The following is a 16,969-nucleotide window of genomic DNA, read 5'->3' as shown; positions in this document are numbered from 1 at the left end:
ACCGAACCGTCCGGCTTTCTATGCAACCATCCTATACAGCTATTCAATACAATGGTGGTTTAAAAGAACGTCAGCCCCACCTGGAACAACCGTTCTACATCGGTAATGCGTCGTTTGTCGATCAAAAACAGAATCACGTGGTCGTCGGATTCAATGGTCAGGTCATCGCGGGCGATCAGGACCTCTTCATTGCGCACAATAGCACCGATGGTGCAGCCTTCCGGCAGGTCGATGTCTTCGATGGCACGGCCGACGACCTTGGATGATTTCCGGTCGCCGTGAGCGATGGCCTCAATGGCTTCAGCGGCACCGCGACGCAGTGAATGCACATTAACAATGTCACCGCGACGCACGTGGGTCAGCAAGCTACCAATGGTGGTTTGCGACGGTGAAATGGCAACGTCGATTTCGCCGCCCTGCACCAGGTCAACATAGGCCGAGTTGTTGATCAGCGTCATTACCTTGCGAGAGCCGAGGCGCTTGGCCAGCATTGAGGCCATGATATTGGCTTCATCGTCGTTGGTCAGTGCCAGAAAGATATCGGTGTCTTCGATGTTTTCATCCAACAGCAAGTCCTGATCGGACGCGTCGCCGCGCAGCACAACGGCATGATTCAGATTTTCACTGAGCCACTGGCATCGGACTTCGTTGCGCTCCAGCAGTTTGACCGAATAGCGGCTTTCCAGGCCCAGCGCCAGCCGATACCCAATGTTACCGCCGCCAGCAATGATGATGCGTTTGTAGGCGCGCTCCTTGCTGCGCAGTTCGCTCATGACGGCGCGGATGTCGGTGCGACCGGCAATGAAAAACACCTCGTCGTCAGCTTCAATCACCGTGGACCCTTCGGGAATGATTGGCCGGTCTTTGCGGAATATGGCGGCGACCCGGGTCTGTACCGACGGCATGTGTTGTTTCAAAAAACGCAGTTCCTGACCCACCAGCGGCCCGCCGTGATAAGCCTTGACTGCCACCAGCTGGAGTTTGCCGTCGGCGAAGTCCAGCACCTGCAAGGCACCGGGTGTCTCGATCAGGCGTTTGATGTAATTGGTGACCAGTTGTTCCGGGCTGATCAGTACATCCACCGGCACCGCTTCGGGGGTGAACAGTTTTTCGCTGTGCTGAGTGTATTGCGGGCTGCGAATCCGGGCGATCTTGGTGGGCGTGCGGAACAGGGTGTAGGCCACCTGACATGCCGCCATGTTGACTTCATCGCTGCTGGTAACGGCGATCAATAAATCGGCGTCTTCGGCACCGGCTTGCGCCAGAATATCAGGCAAAGAGGCCATGCCGGTGACGGTGCGGATATCGAGCCGGTCCTGAAGGTTACGCAACCGTTCAGCGTCTGTGTCGACAACAGTGATGTCGTTGTCTTCACTGGCGAGGTTCTCTGCCAGCGTAGCGCCGACCTGGCCGGCCCCTAACATGATGATCTTCACGCCCGCTTCCTTTTTTGTGCAGGGTTATCCATCTGCTTTTTTAAGTAATGCAAAATAGAATCCGTCGTGACTGCCAGGCTGAGGCAGCCACTGTACCCCGACCGAGACCTCGGCGTCACCCGCCAGTTGCAGCTCCACAACTGAAGCATCGGCCTGCCGGTTTACAAAAGCACTGACCCGTTCTGAATTTTCACGCTGCAATAGCGAACAGGTCGCGTAGAGCAGTATTCCGCCCGGCTTGAGCGTTTGCCACAGACGGTGCAGTAACTGGTCTTGTACCTGAGTGAGAAACTCCACGTCTTTGGGTTTGCGCAACAGTTTGATGTCCGGGTGCCGGCGAATGACGCCGGTGCCGGAGCAGGGGGCATCCAGCAGAATCCGGTCAAAGGGTGTGCCGTCCCACCAGCTTTTCAATTCGGCCGCATCGGCGGCTTTCAGTTCGGCTTTCAGGCCGATTCGGTCCAGGTTCTCTTGCACCCGCTCCAGGCGTCCGGCGTCGATGTCGAGGGCGGTGACCTGAACGTCTGCCCGCTCCAGCAGGTGTCCGGTTTTACCACCCGGTGCGGCGCAGGCATCAAGAATGCGCTCTCCCTGCTGAGGATCAAGCAGGAAGGCGCATTGCTGGGCTGCTTCATCTTGCACGCTGACTCGCCCCTGCTCGAACCCCGGCAGCTGCAGCACGCCGACCGGTTGTGCCAGGGTAACGGCAGAGGCGGTAATGGCGGACGGGGTGATCGACAGGCCGGCTTCATCGGCTTCAGTCAGCCAGTCTTCACGGCTGCCCTGGCGCTGATTCACGCGCAAGATCATCGGCCCCTGCTCATTGCTGCTGGCCATGATGTCGAGCCATTGTTCCGGGTAATCCTTGCGCAATTGCCGGGTCAGCCAGCCAGGCATGGCGTGCTTGTTTTGCAATGTTTCAATCAGTTCTTCGCGCTCACGCTGAAAGCGGCGCAGGGCCGCGTTCAGCAGGGCTTTCGCCCAGGGTTTCTTGAGCGGTTTGGTGGCGTCGACGGTTTCATTAATGGCCGCATGTTCCGGTATGTCCAGATACAACAGTTGGTACAGGCCCACCAGCAACAGCATTTGGATAACCCGTTCCTTGTGCTGAATCGGCTTGTCGAGCAGGGCGCGGGCCAGTTCGTCGAGGCTGAGGTAATGTCTAATCGTGCCGTAGACCAGTTTCTGGTAAAGGCCACGATCGGCTTCTTCGAGGGTGTCGCGATAACGCGGCAGCAAATCGCTCAGGGAGCGACCATGATCGGCCACCTGAAGTACGGTCTGAGCCGCCAGGACACGGACATTCTGGGTCATTGGGCGGCCTCGGTTGGCTGGGGTTGGGTATTGCCGAATATCGGGTCGGCTTCAAAGGCCGCGCGACGTGCGTTTAGAACATCGGCCGCAGACATGGCTTTCTTGCCAGGCATCTGCAGCCGCTCAACGACCAGGGTGCCCCGGCCACAGGCGACAACCATATTGTCTGATCCCATCTGTTCAATAGTGCCCGGGGGTTTGGTCGCAATCCGGTCACCGGGGCGGGCCTGATGAATGCGCAGCGTCTGGCCCTGCCATTGCGTATAGGCGCCCGGCCAGGGCGTGAGCCCGCGAATCTGCCGGTCGATGTGGTCGGCACTGTCGCTCCAGTTGATGTTGCCTTCGGCCTTGCTGAGTTTTTCGGCGTAGGTGGCTTCGGCGTCATCTTGTGGCTCCGCTTTGGCGGTACCGGTGTTCAGGCTGGCCAGCGTGTCGATCAGTGCCGGTTTGCCGCATTCGATCAGTGCATCGTGCAGGCGTTCGCTGGTCATGTCGGGCGTGATCGGGCATCGGGCTTTGAGCAACATGTCACCGGTATCGAGTCCGGCGTTCATTTGCATGATGGTGACACCGGTTTCAATGTCGCCAGCCAGCAGGGCCCGGTGAATGGGTGCAGCGCCGCGCCAGCGGGGCAACAGGGAGGCGTGAACATTGATACAACCCAGGCGCGGGGCATCGAGTACCGTTTGCGGCAGAATCAACCCGTAGGCGACGACGATCATCAGGTCGGCGTTCAGGGCTGCAAGTTGTGTTTGGGCGTCGGTGTCGCGCAAGGTGGCTGGCTGGTAAACCGGAATATCCGCTTGCTCGGCCACCGTCTTAACGGGGGATGCGGTGAGTTTGCGCCCACGCCCGGCGGGCTGATCCGGGCGAGTATAAACGGCGATGACCTCGTGGTCTGAGTTGAGCACCGCGCGCAAGTGCTCGGCCGCGAACTCGGGAGTTCCGGCAAAGATGACCTTCAGTGACATGAATCAGGACGCCATCTGTTTGTGCTGTTTTTCCAGCTTCTTGCGAATCCGCGTGCGCTTCAGATTCGACAGGTAGTCGACAAACAGCTTGCCATCCAGGTGATCGATCTCGTGCTGAATGCAAATCGCCAACAGGTCTTCTGCGACCAGTTCGAAGGTCTCGCCATCGAGGTTCAGTGCTTTCACCCGAATTTTGTCGGACCGGGAAACCTTTTCATAGTACCCGGGCACCGACAGGCAGCCTTCCTGGTACTCGATGTCGTCACCGAGCTTTTCATAATCGGGGTTAACGAACACATGCGGCTCGTCCTGTTCTTCTGAAATGTCCACGACGATAACCCGCTCGTGCACATTGACCTGGCTGGCAGCCAGACCAATGCCGGGGGCGTCGTACATGGTGTCCAGCATATCGCTGGCCAGGGTTCGAATGCGCTCATCCACGGTCGCTACCGGTTTGGCGACGGTTCGCAAACGAGGATCGGGGTATTCCAGTATGTCGAGTAATGCCATGGTTCCAGTGCCCTGTCTTAATTCGGTGTGTTATGACGGTATTTTACACAATATGGGCGCTAACCGGTGCTTGCAACGCACGACGAACCGCTAAAAACGGTAAAAAAACCGGGACATACAGCGTTAGGCGGACTCTCTGACCGGGGCTCCGATACGGGTTTAGTGTGACTTTGCTCTCAAAACCAACGATAAAGCGCCTAAAACAGCTCAGAGTGGGCTTTAATATGTCTCGCTAAGCGATTGACTGCTAAACTAAAAGTGGTCACTCTTAGAGTAGTTGTTTGCGCAACATACAGATCGGACCCCGGCCGCCTTTACGGATCGATGATCAGGCGTGAGACCCGACGGTTACCGAACCGGCTGAACGAAGCGTTCATACCTGCGCGATTGCAGGTCGGCTTTGCGCGCGACTGCTTATATACTGATCATGAAGATTGATCGTTAGGCTAATCGTTAGTATTGACCGCACCATTGACCTTATCGTGGCGCACCATTGACTGTACCGTAGATTGTTATAGGGAAACTGGCCATGAGGAACACCATCGCAGCTTTTGTCATTCTGTGCTTCGGCGCGCTTCCTGCGTGGTCGGAAAACGTTGCGCTCAATGCCGATGTGCCCGAACGCTACACCGTTCAGAAAGGCGATACACTTTGGGATATCGCTGAGATGTACCTGGCCGATCCGTGGAAATGGCAGGACATCTGGCAACTGAATACTCAAATTGAAAACCCACACCTGATTTACCCGGGCGACGTTATCGGGCTGATTCTGATTGATGGCGAGCAACGGCTGACCACTTTGTCGCGGGGTGAAGACGCGAGCACCGTTAGGGTGTCGCCGGAGGATGTTGAAGGCGGGTTGGTCAAGCTGCGTCCTACGGCCCGGATCACGCCTATTTTGGGCGCTATTCCGTCCATACCTCGCGAATACGTGGCAGGATTTCTGACCGGCAATCGCATTCTGTCTGAAAACCAGTTGGCGGAAGCCCCTTATATTGTCAGTGGTCAGGAAGGTCGGCTGATTGTCGGCGCCGGAGACACCGTCTATGCCCGGGGTGAGTTCGACGAAGCACTGCGCACTTATCAGATCTACCGTGAAGGCGAGCCTCTGTCCGATCCGGACACCGGAGAAGACCTCGGGTTTGAAGCCATAGAGCTGGGTCAGGCGCGTTTGTCTGACTATAGCCGGGACATTGGTACCCTGGGTCTGCAGCGCACAAACCAGCAAATTGGTCTGCGTGATCGCCTGTTGCCTTCCGATGAAACCCTGTTGAATTCTGTATTTTATCCGAGTGAGCCGCCCGATGGCGTTGAGGGTGAAATTCTGCGGGTGGCTCGGGGCGTGCGAAGCATTGGCCAGTTTGATGTAGTGACCATTAATAAAGGGCAGCGCGAAGGGCTTGAAGCGGGCAACATCTTCCGCATCTTTCTTCGGGGTGACCAGGTCCGCGATCCGGTCACCAATGATCGACTGCAGTTACCGGAAACAGAAGCGGGCCTAATGATGGTGTTTCGCGTTTTCGACAAAGCATCCTATGGTCTGGTTCTTGAAGCCGACCTTCCGATGAGCGTAGGCGACAAGGTGCGTTCCCCCGGTTTCTGATCCAACGAACGACTTGCCAAAGCGGTACTGCTCACGGTGGAGCGGTGCCGGTTTTGCGATTTACTGAAAGCCATAACCGGCAGGGAAAAGGCCGGTGGCTGACAATCAGGGAAAAGGACCCGTTTCCATGGATGAGCGCCTGCATTGGCTGTGCTGGGTATTGACGCCCGGCCTCGGCCTGAAACGTTGCCACCAGTTACTTGATGTGGTCGACGACCCTCGCGATTTGTTCCGACAGGCCAGACAGTGGCCACTCCCGTCCGCCATTAAACAGACCCTCAGTGACATCCACCGGCTGGGTGAACAGCACCCGGTCTATAGGCGTGCTTTGGAGCAAATGCGCTGGCAGGAGCAGGAAGATTGCCATCTGGTCAGTTTGCAGTGTTCGACGTATCCACAATTGCTGACTCACATTCCTGATCCGCCACTGATGTTGTGGGTTCGCGGTAATCCCGACTTGTTGAGTCAGCGCCAGGTGGGTGTTGTGGGCAGCCGTAATGCCAGCTTGTCGGCCCGCCAGCACGCCCGGGCATTTGGCCAGGGCATCAGTGATGCCGGTCTTGTTGTTACCAGTGGTGGCGCGGCCGGGATCGATGCCTGCGCCCACGAAGGCGCCCTGCAAAGCAGCGGTAAAACCCTGGCGGTACTCGGCTGTGGCGTAGACAGGGTGTATCCAAAGCAGAACGCGGGGCTGTTCTCCCATATCATGCGGCACGGTGCTCTGGTCTCAGAGTACCCGTTGGGTACCCAGCCCAAGCCGGGTCATTTCCCACGCCGAAATCGAATCATCAGCGGGTTAAGTGACGCCATCGTTGTGGTCGAGGCTGCTGAGCGCAGCGGTTCGCTGATAACCGCCGAGCACGCGCTGGAGCAAGGGCGTGAAGTCTTCGCGCTGCCCGGTGATATCAGTAATCCGAACACCGCTGGTTGCCACCGACTGATTCAGGAGGGTGCTCGACTGCTGACCGGCATGGATGATTTGGTGGACGATGGAGCGCTGGACACACTGCGCACCCGCCCAATCCAAGCGCCCTGCCCACCACTGGACCCAAACCTGCCTGAGCTGCAAACCACCTTGCTGGGTTTGCTGTCGTCTGAACCTCAGCCGCTGGATGTGCTGAGCGATCACCTCGAATGTGCCAGCCACACCCTGCTGGAACCGCTACTGGAACTGGAGCTGGCGGGCTGGATTCAACAGCAACCCGGCGGCTATTGTCGGATTTGAATGACGCAGGACATAAAGTGACGCAGAACATTAAGTAACGCAGGACATGGACTGACGCAGGACATAAAGTGACGCGGAACATGAAAAGACGCCGGACATGTACTGACGTCTTTTATTGTTTTGCGTCTTTCCATGTTTTGCGTCCTTTATTGTTTCGCGTCTTTTCCAACCCCACGTCTGTTATTGTTTCGCGTCTTTTAATTCAGTACCCTTTCCGCCTCTTCGACGTAAAACCGGATCCCCCGACTGTGACTGACGCCCTGTTACCCGCTGCCCTCGATTTTTCCGCTCGCCAATTGGCCAGGCGATTGTTGGCCGGGGGTGTCTTGGCCTACCCGACCGAAGGTGTCTGGGGACTGGGTTGTGATCCCTGGAACGCGGATGCTGTGGGTCGAATCCTGGCCATTAAGGAACGATCAGTGGAGAAGGGGCTGATCATTATTGCCAATGACTACGAGCAATTGGCTCCTTTTCTCGCGCCTCTGAGTTCTGACCTGATTTACCGCCTGACAGAACGCTGGCCAGGCCCGTTTACCTGGGTTGTCGAACACAATGGCAGCCTGCCCGATTGGGTGACCGGTAACCGCCCGACCATTGCGGTTCGAGTGCCCGGGCATCCGATGGCCCGTGCATTGTGTCGCCATGCGGGCATGCCGTTGGTGTCGACCAGCGCCAATCGCGGTGGCAAACCGGCGATGACCGACCGCCTGCAAGTGCGATTGAAACTGGGCGCTGAGTTGGATGGCATTGCACCGGGCAAGACGCTGGCCGGCGCTCAGCCGAGCCAGATCCGGGACTTACTGACCGAGCAGCTATACCGTGCCTGAGACGTGCCCTTGCGACACCCGCCCTAACCTCTTCTGGAGACCGAATGACCGATACTGAGTTCGATATTGAACCCATCAAAGCCTACCTGCTGGATCTGCAAGATCGCATTTGTGCGGCCCTTGAGCGTGAAGATGGAACCGCACGTTTTACCGAGGAAAGCTGGAATCGGGCCGAGGGGGGTGGCGGTCGTTCACGAGTACTGCAGGGCGGACCGATCATTGAAAAAGGCGGTGTCGGGTTCAGCCATGTGATGGGCGATACCATGCCCGCCAGCGCGACGGCGCATCGGCCAGAATTGGCCGGATGCCGCTGGCAGGCGTTAGGCGTCTCGCTGGTGATCCACCCGCGCAACCCCTTCGTGCCAACGTCGCACGCCAATGTCCGCTTCTTTGTTGCCGAGAAAGACGGCATGAAACCGGTCTGGTGGTTTGGGGGTGGTTACGACCTCACACCCTATTACGGTTTCGATGACGATTGCGTCCACTGGCATGAAACCGCCCGGGCGGCGTGTTTGCCCTTCGGAGAGTCGGTGTATTCACGTTACAAGCGCTGGTGTGATGAGTACTTTTATCTGAAACACCGTAATGAGGCCCGTGGTATCGGCGGTCTGTTTTATGACGATCTGAATGAATGGGATTTCGACACCTGTTTTGGCTTTATGCAAGCGGTGGGCGACAGTTACCTTGATGCCTACTTGCCGATCCTGCAAAAACGCAAAGAGACGCCCTACACCCAGGTTCACCGCGACTGGCAGGAAGTTCGCCGGGGCCGCTATGTGGAATTCAATCTGGTGTTCGACCGGGGTACCCTGTTTGGGTTGCAATCGGGCGGACGTACCGAGTCGATTCTGATGTCGCTGCCACCCCATGTGCAGTGGGTGTATGGCCACACGCCCGAGCCCGGTAGCGATGAAGACCGCTTGTTGACGCACTTTTTGAGACCACAGAACTGGGTGAATTGATCCCGGCGCACAGTCGATGCGTATAAACGGGTATGAATACACTCTATTTTGACGGGTCTTGCCCGCTGTGCGCCAAAGAAATTCGCCTGCTGCGTCGGCTTTGTGACGATGGCCTGGCCCTGCGCGACATACACGACCTACCGGATTCGCATCAACCTGACCGGGAAGTCCTGCTTAGGACGTTGCACTTGCAAACAACCGATGGCGACTGGGTGACGGGCCTGAATGCGACAGTCAGCGCCTGGCAGCATACCCGTGTTGGCTGGGTGTTCAGGCCGCTGTTATGGCCCGGGGTGAAGACCATTGCCAGCAGGGTCTATCGACGCTGGGCCGACCGCCGGTTTGACCGGCGCTACTGCAGCACCGGTACCTGTCAATTGCCCCCACTCAATTCGACGGATGGGGTAAAACGTTCCTGAGCGGTTTATCGCGCGCTAAACAGTTTGTCGAGCCCTGGGCTGCTGACCATGGGGTCATCAACATTGACGATAATGTCTGATTCTGCAATCACATAGCTTCTACCGGTGATGGTGTTTTCAATCACTGAAAACTGACCCTGCTGTTCAAAGCCGGTAAATTTCCCTACAAAACGGGTATCCCGCAACGAGATCGTTTCCAGCTGGTCGCCGGGTTTGATCAGCCCCTCGTAGTGCATTAGCGCCAGGCGAGCTGAGGTGCCGGTTCCCGTGGTGCTGCGGCAAATAACGCCCGGGTGCACATAGGTAGCAGAGCGTGAACGGAAGCGGCCGCTACTGACTTCTTCAACCGGCCCCATAAAGTGCAGAAAAGGAAGCGGCCCTACATCACCCAGGCTGTAGTGTGACAACGGGGGTTGTTGTTGGAGCGCGGTTACAATGGCGAAAGCACAGTCGTTGAGCGCGCGCTCTTCGTCGGGCGTTAATGCAAATCCCAACTGAGCAGCGTCTACCAGGGCATAGAAGCCGCCGCTGTAGGCAATGCTGTAGGTAACCGTGCCGATGCCTGGTACATCAAGCTGCGCCTGATAGGTATCGATATAGCTGGGCAGGCCTTCACAGGTGATGGCCTTTACCTCGTTGTTTTCAACTCTGGCCGTAATATTGACCAGGCCCGCCGGGGATTCCAGCAGGAAGGTTTGCTCACCCTCCTGTTTATCGACCAGGCCGGTCTCCAGTACGGCGGTTGCCGTGCACAGGGTATTGGAACCCGAATAGATCGGATACCCCATCACTTCCATGATGATATAGCCGGCGGCCGCTCTGGGGTCGGTGGCAGGCACCAGCAAGTCGACCGACATTTCGGGAATGCCGTAGGGTTCCTCAAGCAGCAGCGTGCGCAGCCCGTCTGCATGGTCGCGCAAATATTCCATCTGGGCTCGCACAGTGGCACCTGGCAATGGCGCAATTCCGCCGGTTACGATTCGGCTGACATCACCCCCGGCGTGGGTATCAAGCAGTTGAAGTGTCAGCGTTGTCGGTGCGGCTGCTGGGTTCATTGGGCACTCTCCAGCGCAAAGGGGGCGCCGTGCTCGGCCCATTGCGTATCCGGCACAATCACGATCTTGCCCAGGTAATTGCTGCCGCGATTGACAAAGTATTTTTCAGCCAGGTGCAGTTCGGACAGTTTGAAGGCTGCGTGAAGCACTGGCTTGAGATCCTCGGTTCGTATCCATTCGATTAATTGATCCGCCTCTTCCCGGGTACCGTGAGACACGCCAAACAGCTGTACCTGGTACAAATAAATCTTGGTCCACAGTATTTCACTGAGGTTGCCGCCGCTGGCACCGGCGATGCTTAGCCTCGGGTAGTCGTTGCGGCTGGTCATGTCGGTAATCATGGTGTCGATGAACAGATTTGTCGACTCACCCCCGACCAGGTCCATGACCGCATCGATGGGGTGACCGCCGGTAGCAGCCAATACCCTGTCGGTGAAACCCTGCATGGTGTGTCGGTCCAGTACCGCCTCAGCGCCCAGTTTGAGCAGGGCATCGGCCTTGTCGGCCTGACTGAGTGCATAGGGCACGGCGCCCATGATGCGGCACAACTGAATCAGTGCGGTTCCGACTCCCCCACTGGCACCGGTTACCAGAATGCGCTCCCCGGCCTTGACCCGGGCAGAGGTCAGCATATGCAGTGCCGTTTGATAGGAGCACATGCCCATGGTCGCCAATTGCGCATCGGCCAGTTCGGGGTTATCGATACAATGAAACTGATCGGAAGGAACCGCAATGAAATCGGCGTAGCCACCGTCGCAGCCATGGCCGTAGTAGTCCGGAGCGAGATTAATGGTGCGGCGTGCATCCGGGTAGAGGTTGAAGTCGAGCAGGCCACGCTCGCCGAGCCGGCCTTTATTGACGCCCTCTCCAACAGCAATGACTCGCCCGACGACATCGGCGCCCTGAATGCGGGGGAACGTCAGCGTCGCTTCACCGCCCATCTGAAAAGACGTAACCTCGTTTTTGTCCTGTGTTGGATACAGCCCTTCGCGAGCTTTGCGATCCGTGTTGTTTTTTGCCGTTGCTGTCACCTGCACCAGAACCTGGCCGGGGCCTGGAACCGGTGTGGCGACATCGGTTCGATACACGAGTTTTTCGGTGCCACCGTGGCCAGTCAGAACCATGGCCGCCATCTGGGTCGGGAGCTCACCTCCATTACCGCCGGTCATAAACAACCTCCTGTTTGAAGCAGTCTTGTTAAACGTTCAACGGGAAAAGAAGTGGAGCACCGATCGCAAAGCCGCAATGGCCATGACGACCGGTGCAGGATCAGACGATCAGTGTCGGACAATGGGCCAGGCTGGCAACCCGGTGCGACACACTGCCGAGTAACAGGCCGTCTTTATCGGAATGCGTACCGTGCGCGCCCATGACAATCAGGTCGATGCCTTTGTCTTTGGCGAATTTGACAATCATTTTTGATGGCCGTCCGCCCTTTACAAAACCTCTGACTTTTTTGCCGCCTTTTTCGGTCGCGACGGTCTTGGCATGCTCAACAATTTCTTTGGCGTAGCCGGCCAGTGTGTCGTCCGGGATTTGCAGATCTTCCGGCCGGCCCACCGACAGTGATGCTGCGAAAAGACTGTGGTGTTTATACACACAGATCAGATAGATCTCGGCGTCGGGTGTTATCTGTTGAAATTCAATCGCCTGTTCCATCGCACGAAGTGCGGCTTTGGATCCATCAACGGCCACCAGTATCTTCTTAAACATGCTTGGTTCTCCCTGTCAGTAACGGTATCAACGGAACGCAAGATCCCGCAGGAACAAGGCAATTTGCGGAAACATAATCAGCAAGGCCGCCGAGAAAATCAGAATGAAAATAAACGGAGGCGTTCCGCGAATGACTTCCCAGTAGGGGCGTTTGAAGATGGCAATGGCGGTAAAAATATCACAGCCGAAAGGGGGGGTGGCGGAACCGATGGCAACTTGCAATGTAATCAGAATACCTACCAGAACCGGGTCCAGTCCGGTTGCAGCAATGGCCGGTGCGAAGATGGGTGTCAGCACCAGAATCACAACGATGGGGTCGACAAACATACAGGCGATAAAGAAAGCGATACAAATAGAAATCAGCACGCCCGCCGGGCCCATTTCATTGACGCCTACCGCTTCCAGAATGGTCTGCGGAATCTGAGCAAACGAAATGATCCAGGAGAAACCATTACCCACCGCGACCAGGATAAACACCACGGCAGTGATGAGTCCGGTTGATTTGGCGATGCGATACATATCCGGCAATTTCAGTTCGCGGAAAACAATGAATTCCAAAAATACCGCGTACAGTACGCAGACTGCGGCCGCTTCAGTCGGACTGAAAATGCCACCGTAGATTCCGCCCACAATAATAACCGGGAACATCAGCGGCCACAGGGCACCGAGTACTGCTTTTCCACGATCGTTCCAGCTAGATTTGGGTTCAGTAGGGACATTGTGTCGATAAGCATAAATAAGCGCATAGAGCGAAAAGAACACCAGAATCATCAGGCCCGGGCCGACACCGGCAATGAATAACTCGGCAATGGATGTCTGGGAAATGACCCCGTAGATAATCATGCCGATGCTGGGGGGAATGAGAAAAGCAATGTCACTGGCGTTGATGATCAGCGCCAGGGTGAATGGATCTGAGTAGCCCGCCTTCAGCATTTTGGGGCGCAGTGGCGAACCTACCGCAACCACCGTCGCCTGAGTCGAACCGGAGACCGCACCAAAGAGCGTGCAGGAAGCAGCGGTGCTGATGGCCAGGCCGCCTTTCACATGGCCGATGAAGGACATCACCATGTCGATCAGGCGGTTGGCCGACTGACCTCGGGTCATGATATCGGCCGCGAGAATAAACATGGGCACGGCGATCAGTGAGGCGGGACGAATGCCGCCCATCATTTGTTGAATGAATGTGGTGTTTTGTCCGAAACCATCGAACATCATGTAGAAGCCAACCAGTGCAGCTGTGGTCAGCGGAATCATCATAGGAAAGCCGAGTAGCAGCAGACCTATCATTATGAACATCAGGGTCGTAGCCATGATTGCCTCGTTTTTTGAGTTCTTTTAAGCGACGTGCACTTTCTATCAGAGTGTCCGTTTGACACAGAGCCGGATAACCGCTGTCACACTTCTTTTTCAGTGTCGGCGTAGCCATCCACCACACCGGTAGACAAATAGACATCGGTCGACGTGACGTTCTTGATCGCAGTCAACAGGTATTGGGTTCCGGTAACGGCGAAGCCAACGGGTACCCACACGTAGATTGTCCAGATTGGGAAACCAAGGGCTGGCAATATTCGACCCCGGTCATAGAGGCTGCTGATGTATTGGACGGAGTAGTAACACAAAAAAAACATGACCGCTGACGTAAACAGGGCAATCAGAATCATCATGATACGACGCGGCGTTGTGGGTAATACATCGTAAATCGCTGACATTCGAATGTGTCGGCCGTGGCGTGCCGCATAACCGATGCCGGCAAAGGTAATCATGATGATCAGAATTCGGTTGATTTCACCGGAGAAGAAAAGGCCTTCTCCCAATGCAAAGCGGAAGATGACGTTGGTGCAGGTATTAACGGCCATCAATATCACACCGAGAGCCAGTATAACGGCCTCGGCTTTGCTGATGGCAACATCGATGACACCCAGAAAACCGGGCAGACCGGACTCAAACGTTCCGGTGTCATCCATCTCATTAGGCTGGTCGGACATAGCAATGGCTCCTGTGCGTAAAAACGCAGAGCAAAAGGCTCATGTGAACAGATCCGTGTTGTCAGGGCCAAAGACAGCCGTCTACGCTGAGGCTGTGTCTGGTATCCAGAGTAGGGCGGGATAACTCCCGCTGATGTCAGGCAGAATGTGCCGCCCCGGGGTGGATCTGGATAGTAGTAAAGCCCCGGCCAGCGATCGTTCACTGTGCCCGGGGGGTGACCTGGATCAGTCGGGTGCTTGTCGCACCCGACTGTTGTCACTATTACATGCTTACTGCTTCGAGGTCTTTCTTAAACTGATTCAACAGGTCCCGACCGCTTTCGCCGGTCATCTCGATGAACGTCTCTTCCACCTGAGGTGCCCGGGCCTTGAACGCTTCAATCTGTTCGGCGGTCAGGCGGGTGACGGTGACGTCATCGCTGGCGGCTTCGATCGCTGCCAGGGCTTCGTCAGCAAGGCCGTCAATGTGGACCAGTATTTCTTCGAAGGCATAGTCCGAAGCGTCCTGAATCAGTTGCTGATCGTCTGAGGACAGACCGCTGTAGAAGTCCTGGTTGGCCATCATCGCAGTGGTGAACCAGCCGTGGCCGGTAAACGTCAGGTTGGGCGATACTTCATACAGACCGCCGGATTCAATCCAGAAAATTGGGTTCTCCTGACCCTGAATCATGTTGGTCTGCAGTGCACCGTACACTTCACCCCAGGGCAGCGGGGTTGCCGTGGCACCGAAGGCTTCATAGGTTGAGGCCAGCAGTGGGTTAGTCATGATCCGGATTTTCTTGCCGTCAAAATCGGCCGGTTCGGTGATCGGCTCGTCAGCGGTGACGACCATTTCACCTTCCGGGTACATTTGCAGCAACTCCAGGTTCTGCTCGGCATAGAGTGCCGGGAAGTCTTCGTTGATGGCTTCACTTTCGCGGAAGAAGGTCACCACAGTGTCCATGTCGGTTGGCATCAGATAGGGAATGAAGAAAATCTGTGCTTCCGGAATCAGCGACCCTGTGAAACCCGGTGACTGGTTCACGAACTGCAGAATGCCATTCTGGGTTTGCTCCATGATGTCATCGGACTCGCCCAGCTCACCGAAGCGATATACCTGAATGGTGTGGTCAGAATTGTCTTCAATGTATTCCTTGAACGCGTAGGCGTAGACGTCTTGAACATCGCCTTCATATTCTTCGTGCGCGTAGCGCCAATTGGCAGCCTGAGCCATGCTGGCGGCACCCAGGGTTGCAGCGGCGAGGGCAGAAATGCCCAAAATTTTGGTGACAGATGCAGATGTTTTCATGCGGTTAACCTCCATTCACCCCGGCGCTGGTCGAACACCCCGGGTGGATTTCTGTTGGTTAGAGTTGAGGGTCTGAAACAGGCCGATATCCATCGACTTAGTACCCCCAAAATCCTTTAGAGCTATATCAGAATGGCAAAACAATTCGGCTCTGGCAAGGATTTGGACGTTAAAATATTTCAAAGCATCAGGATGATAGAGGCTTGCAACAATGAAGCGAGCCCGCTGTCAGGCCTTCAAACAGTATTAACCGGGGTGTTGCCCAAGGCTCCGCTAACGCCAGCCCAGATCATGCCTAAAAGGCTATAAAAGCTGATTCCCCTAAAATTATCGCCCCCAAAGAAGGCGGCTGTTTCTGTCGAGCCATGCACGATTAAAGCAAACTAAAAAGGTGCTCGTTTCAATAACTTAGATCGTATTTTGTACAGGAGTCTATAATCGAACAGCGAACGATCAGGAAAATAGGTGGGAACAATAAACTTTCGTGTTCGAAGGTTTATTGGCCTGCTGTTGAGTCTTGTCGCTGGCCGACTAATGGGGGTGTTTTCGAGGGAAAATCAGTATTCGAACAATCGCCACCAGTCTTTATCGGCTGGCAGGTTTGCCAGCGACATCAACAGTTCATCCAGAACGTCCGGTGAGCTCGCATAGCCGGCGATGAGGTCGTTGATCAGGCACAGCCGCTGTTCTTGTTTTAATCGGATCTTCAGGTAGGGGCTGTCATCCAGAATGCGCAGGGGGTAAACACCCGTCGACAGATAAAAACGGGCGTAGTAGCTGAAATTGAGGGTAACTTCACCCGAGAGGATGCGGCGAACGGTGCGCGGTGTCACATTGAGGTGCCGGGCCAGGTCGCGCCGGGTCAGTTGGTTGTCGCGCAGGAAAAACAGCAGGCCTTCCGCCACCATCTTGTAATAGTCCGTATCGTAAAAAAACGGTCGGACACCGGCCAGTTCGCTGGGGTTGATACACACCGACTCATCCGCGTCGCGGCCAATGTGCCGCGGGCAATGGTCAATCATGCTTTTCAAGGTAGTCAGGCAATCTTCCGGTGTGACCCGTTGCAGCAGTGATGCGAGTCGCACCTGGCGAATGTTGCGGTAGTCGCCGATGGGCAGGTGGGCAAAGTAATTTGATTGCGCCAGCAAATGCAGCGGCGACATGCCCATCACAAAACACCACCAGTTGATGATGTGCAGGCGATACTGGCGTTTGCCCTTTTCCATTTCCAGATAGGTCTTTTTGGAAACGGACAGCAATCGCGTCATGGCAGGCGTATTCAGGTCATTCATGTGGCGTACCTGGGCGATGAAGGCACCGGCACTTTCATTGAACAGGTATTCGATGTCGTCAAAGTCGACCACCGGTCTGGGCCCGGGTGCGCACTGATCTGCAGTCATAGTGTTCAGTCTGGTATTGGCCTGGAGTGTTATCAGTCGGACAACAATCCGGGTGAACAAAAACGCCGGCTACGCCTTTTGGGGAGGAAACTCAGGCCAGGTAGTCCGGTAAGACCTCAGACGCTACCGGTATGCGCATCCTTTCACAATAAACAATCCGGCCAATGAGGTGCTTACCGGGCAATACTCATGCAAACGTTGATGTGGCCTCGTTTACAGAGCGGACACAAACGACACCCCTGTGGATAACCTGGGCGGGCT

The 16,969-nt window shown here is 56.0% G+C and carries 16 protein-coding genes; 5 read left to right on the top strand and 11 right to left on the bottom strand.

Annotation, left to right across the window (positions count from 1 at the left end):
• Positions 1-59: 59 nt before the first annotated feature.
• The 4 genes from trkA to def are packed head-to-tail and all read right to left on the bottom strand — an operon-like array spanning position 60 to position 4,231.
• A complete protein-coding gene (gene trkA, locus G565_RS0110505; protein WP_028670887.1) occupies positions 60-1,436 on the bottom strand; it encodes a Trk system potassium transporter TrkA in 1,377 nt (458 codons plus the stop codon).
• A gap of 24 nt (positions 1,437-1,460) precedes the next feature.
• On the bottom strand, positions 1,461-2,750 hold the full coding sequence (gene rsmB, locus G565_RS0110500; RefSeq protein ID WP_028670886.1) for a 16S rRNA (cytosine(967)-C(5))-methyltransferase RsmB: 1,290 nt from the start codon (positions 2,748-2,750) through the stop codon (positions 1,461-1,463).
• Positions 2,747-3,721 (bottom strand): methionyl-tRNA formyltransferase, encoded by a 975-nt coding sequence (gene fmt, locus G565_RS0110495; RefSeq protein ID WP_028670885.1) that lies wholly within the window; start codon positions 3,719-3,721, stop codon positions 2,747-2,749. Before fmt ends, rsmB begins: the two co-directional genes overlap by 4 nt.
• A gap of 3 nt (positions 3,722-3,724) precedes the next feature.
• Positions 3,725-4,231, bottom strand: coding sequence for a peptide deformylase (gene def / locus G565_RS0110490; protein WP_028670884.1), 507 nt, complete (start codon positions 4,229-4,231; stop codon positions 3,725-3,727).
• Positions 4,232-4,760: 529 nt separating this feature from the next.
• Between def and G565_RS0110485 the strand changes: the two genes are divergently transcribed.
• The 5 genes from G565_RS0110485 to G565_RS23775 all read left to right on the top strand — a co-directional run bounded on the left by G565_RS0110485 (position 4,761) and on the right by G565_RS23775 (position 9,267).
• Entirely contained in the window at positions 4,761-5,834 is a 1,074-nt protein-coding gene (locus G565_RS0110485) for a LysM peptidoglycan-binding domain-containing protein (protein ID WP_028670883.1), read from the top strand.
• Positions 5,835-5,961: 127 nt separating this feature from the next.
• Positions 5,962-7,059: a DNA-processing protein DprA gene (gene dprA / locus G565_RS0110480; RefSeq protein ID WP_028670882.1), complete on the top strand. Its 1,098-nt coding sequence runs from the start codon at positions 5,962-5,964 to the stop codon at positions 7,057-7,059.
• 248 nt (positions 7,060-7,307) lie between these two features.
• Positions 7,308-7,886, top strand: coding sequence for an L-threonylcarbamoyladenylate synthase type 1 TsaC (tsaC, locus tag G565_RS0110475; RefSeq protein WP_245584164.1), 579 nt, complete (start codon positions 7,308-7,310; stop codon positions 7,884-7,886).
• Positions 7,887-7,930: 44 nt separating this feature from the next.
• Positions 7,931-8,848 carry an oxygen-dependent coproporphyrinogen oxidase gene (hemF, locus tag G565_RS0110470; RefSeq protein WP_028670880.1) on the top strand — a complete coding sequence of 306 codons (918 nt, stop codon included), beginning with the start codon at positions 7,931-7,933 and terminating at the stop codon, positions 8,846-8,848.
• Between the two features lie 32 nt (positions 8,849-8,880).
• Positions 8,881-9,267: a thiol-disulfide oxidoreductase DCC family protein gene (locus G565_RS23775; protein ID WP_051207757.1), complete on the top strand. Its 387-nt coding sequence runs from the start codon at positions 8,881-8,883 to the stop codon at positions 9,265-9,267.
• 5 nt (positions 9,268-9,272) lie between these two features.
• Here G565_RS23775 and G565_RS0110460 read toward each other — a convergent pair whose 3' ends face one another.
• The 7 genes from G565_RS0110460 to G565_RS0110425 form a co-directional block, all read right to left on the bottom strand.
• Complete coding sequence (locus G565_RS0110460; protein WP_028670879.1) at positions 9,273-10,322, bottom strand: proline racemase family protein; 1,050 nt, start codon at positions 10,320-10,322, stop codon at positions 9,273-9,275.
• On the bottom strand, positions 10,319-11,491 hold the full coding sequence (locus G565_RS0110455; RefSeq protein ID WP_028670878.1) for a zinc-binding dehydrogenase: 1,173 nt from the start codon (positions 11,489-11,491) through the stop codon (positions 10,319-10,321). Before G565_RS0110455 ends, G565_RS0110460 begins: the two co-directional genes overlap by 4 nt.
• 100 nt (positions 11,492-11,591) lie before the next feature.
• Positions 11,592-12,035 carry a universal stress protein gene (locus G565_RS0110450; RefSeq protein WP_028670877.1) on the bottom strand — a complete coding sequence of 148 codons (444 nt, stop codon included), beginning with the start codon at positions 12,033-12,035 and terminating at the stop codon, positions 11,592-11,594.
• Positions 12,036-12,062: 27 nt separating this feature from the next.
• Positions 12,063-13,346, bottom strand: a complete 1,284-nt coding sequence (locus tag G565_RS0110445; RefSeq protein WP_028670876.1) for a TRAP transporter large permease — start codon at positions 13,344-13,346, stop codon at positions 12,063-12,065.
• Between the two features lie 83 nt (positions 13,347-13,429).
• Positions 13,430-14,020 carry a TRAP transporter small permease gene (locus tag G565_RS0110440; RefSeq protein ID WP_028670875.1) on the bottom strand — a complete coding sequence of 197 codons (591 nt, stop codon included), beginning with the start codon at positions 14,018-14,020 and terminating at the stop codon, positions 13,430-13,432.
• Positions 14,021-14,282: 262 nt separating this feature from the next.
• Positions 14,283-15,308 carry a TRAP transporter substrate-binding protein gene (locus G565_RS0110435; protein ID WP_028670874.1) on the bottom strand — a complete coding sequence of 342 codons (1,026 nt, stop codon included), beginning with the start codon at positions 15,306-15,308 and terminating at the stop codon, positions 14,283-14,285.
• 557 nt (positions 15,309-15,865) lie between these two features.
• Complete coding sequence (locus G565_RS0110425) at positions 15,866-16,708, bottom strand: helix-turn-helix domain-containing protein (protein ID WP_028670873.1); 843 nt, start codon at positions 16,706-16,708, stop codon at positions 15,866-15,868.
• Between the last annotated feature and the right edge of the window lie 261 nt (positions 16,709-16,969).

This window comes from Saccharospirillum impatiens DSM 12546 (assembly GCF_000423605.1).
GTDB lineage: Bacteria > Pseudomonadota > Gammaproteobacteria > Pseudomonadales > Natronospirillaceae > Saccharospirillum > Saccharospirillum impatiens.
The sequence above is the reverse complement of the archived record's forward strand: the minus strand, read 5'-3'. Positions and strand labels throughout refer to the sequence as shown.

Coding starts and splice junctions, on each gene's coding strand:
- G565_RS0110445 (WP_028670876.1), bottom strand. CDS start 13,346: ATGGCTACGACCCTGATGTTCATAATGATAGGTCTGCTGCTACTCGGC.
- G565_RS0110440 (WP_028670875.1), bottom strand. CDS start 14,020: ATGTCCGACCAGCCTAATGAGATGGATGACACCGGAACGTTTGAGTCC.
- dprA (WP_028670882.1), top strand. CDS start 5,962: ATGGATGAGCGCCTGCATTGGCTGTGCTGGGTATTGACGCCCGGCCTC.
- G565_RS23775 (WP_051207757.1), top strand. CDS start 8,881: ATGAATACACTCTATTTTGACGGGTCTTGCCCGCTGTGCGCCAAAGAA.
- G565_RS0110425 (WP_028670873.1), bottom strand. CDS start 16,708: ATGACTGCAGATCAGTGCGCACCCGGGCCCAGACCGGTGGTCGACTTT.
- G565_RS0110455 (WP_028670878.1), bottom strand. CDS start 11,491: ATGACCGGCGGTAATGGAGGTGAGCTCCCGACCCAGATGGCGGCCATG.
- rsmB (WP_028670886.1), bottom strand. CDS start 2,750: ATGACCCAGAATGTCCGTGTCCTGGCGGCTCAGACCGTACTTCAGGTG.
- G565_RS0110485 (WP_028670883.1), top strand. CDS start 4,761: ATGAGGAACACCATCGCAGCTTTTGTCATTCTGTGCTTCGGCGCGCTT.
- hemF (WP_028670880.1), top strand. CDS start 7,931: ATGACCGATACTGAGTTCGATATTGAACCCATCAAAGCCTACCTGCTG.
- G565_RS0110460 (WP_028670879.1), bottom strand. CDS start 10,322: ATGAACCCAGCAGCCGCACCGACAACGCTGACACTTCAACTGCTTGAT.
- def (WP_028670884.1), bottom strand. CDS start 4,231: ATGGCATTACTCGACATACTGGAATACCCCGATCCTCGTTTGCGAACC.
- G565_RS0110450 (WP_028670877.1), bottom strand. CDS start 12,035: ATGTTTAAGAAGATACTGGTGGCCGTTGATGGATCCAAAGCCGCACTT.
- G565_RS0110435 (WP_028670874.1), bottom strand. CDS start 15,308: ATGAAAACATCTGCATCTGTCACCAAAATTTTGGGCATTTCTGCCCTC.
- fmt (WP_028670885.1), bottom strand. CDS start 3,721: ATGTCACTGAAGGTCATCTTTGCCGGAACTCCCGAGTTCGCGGCCGAG.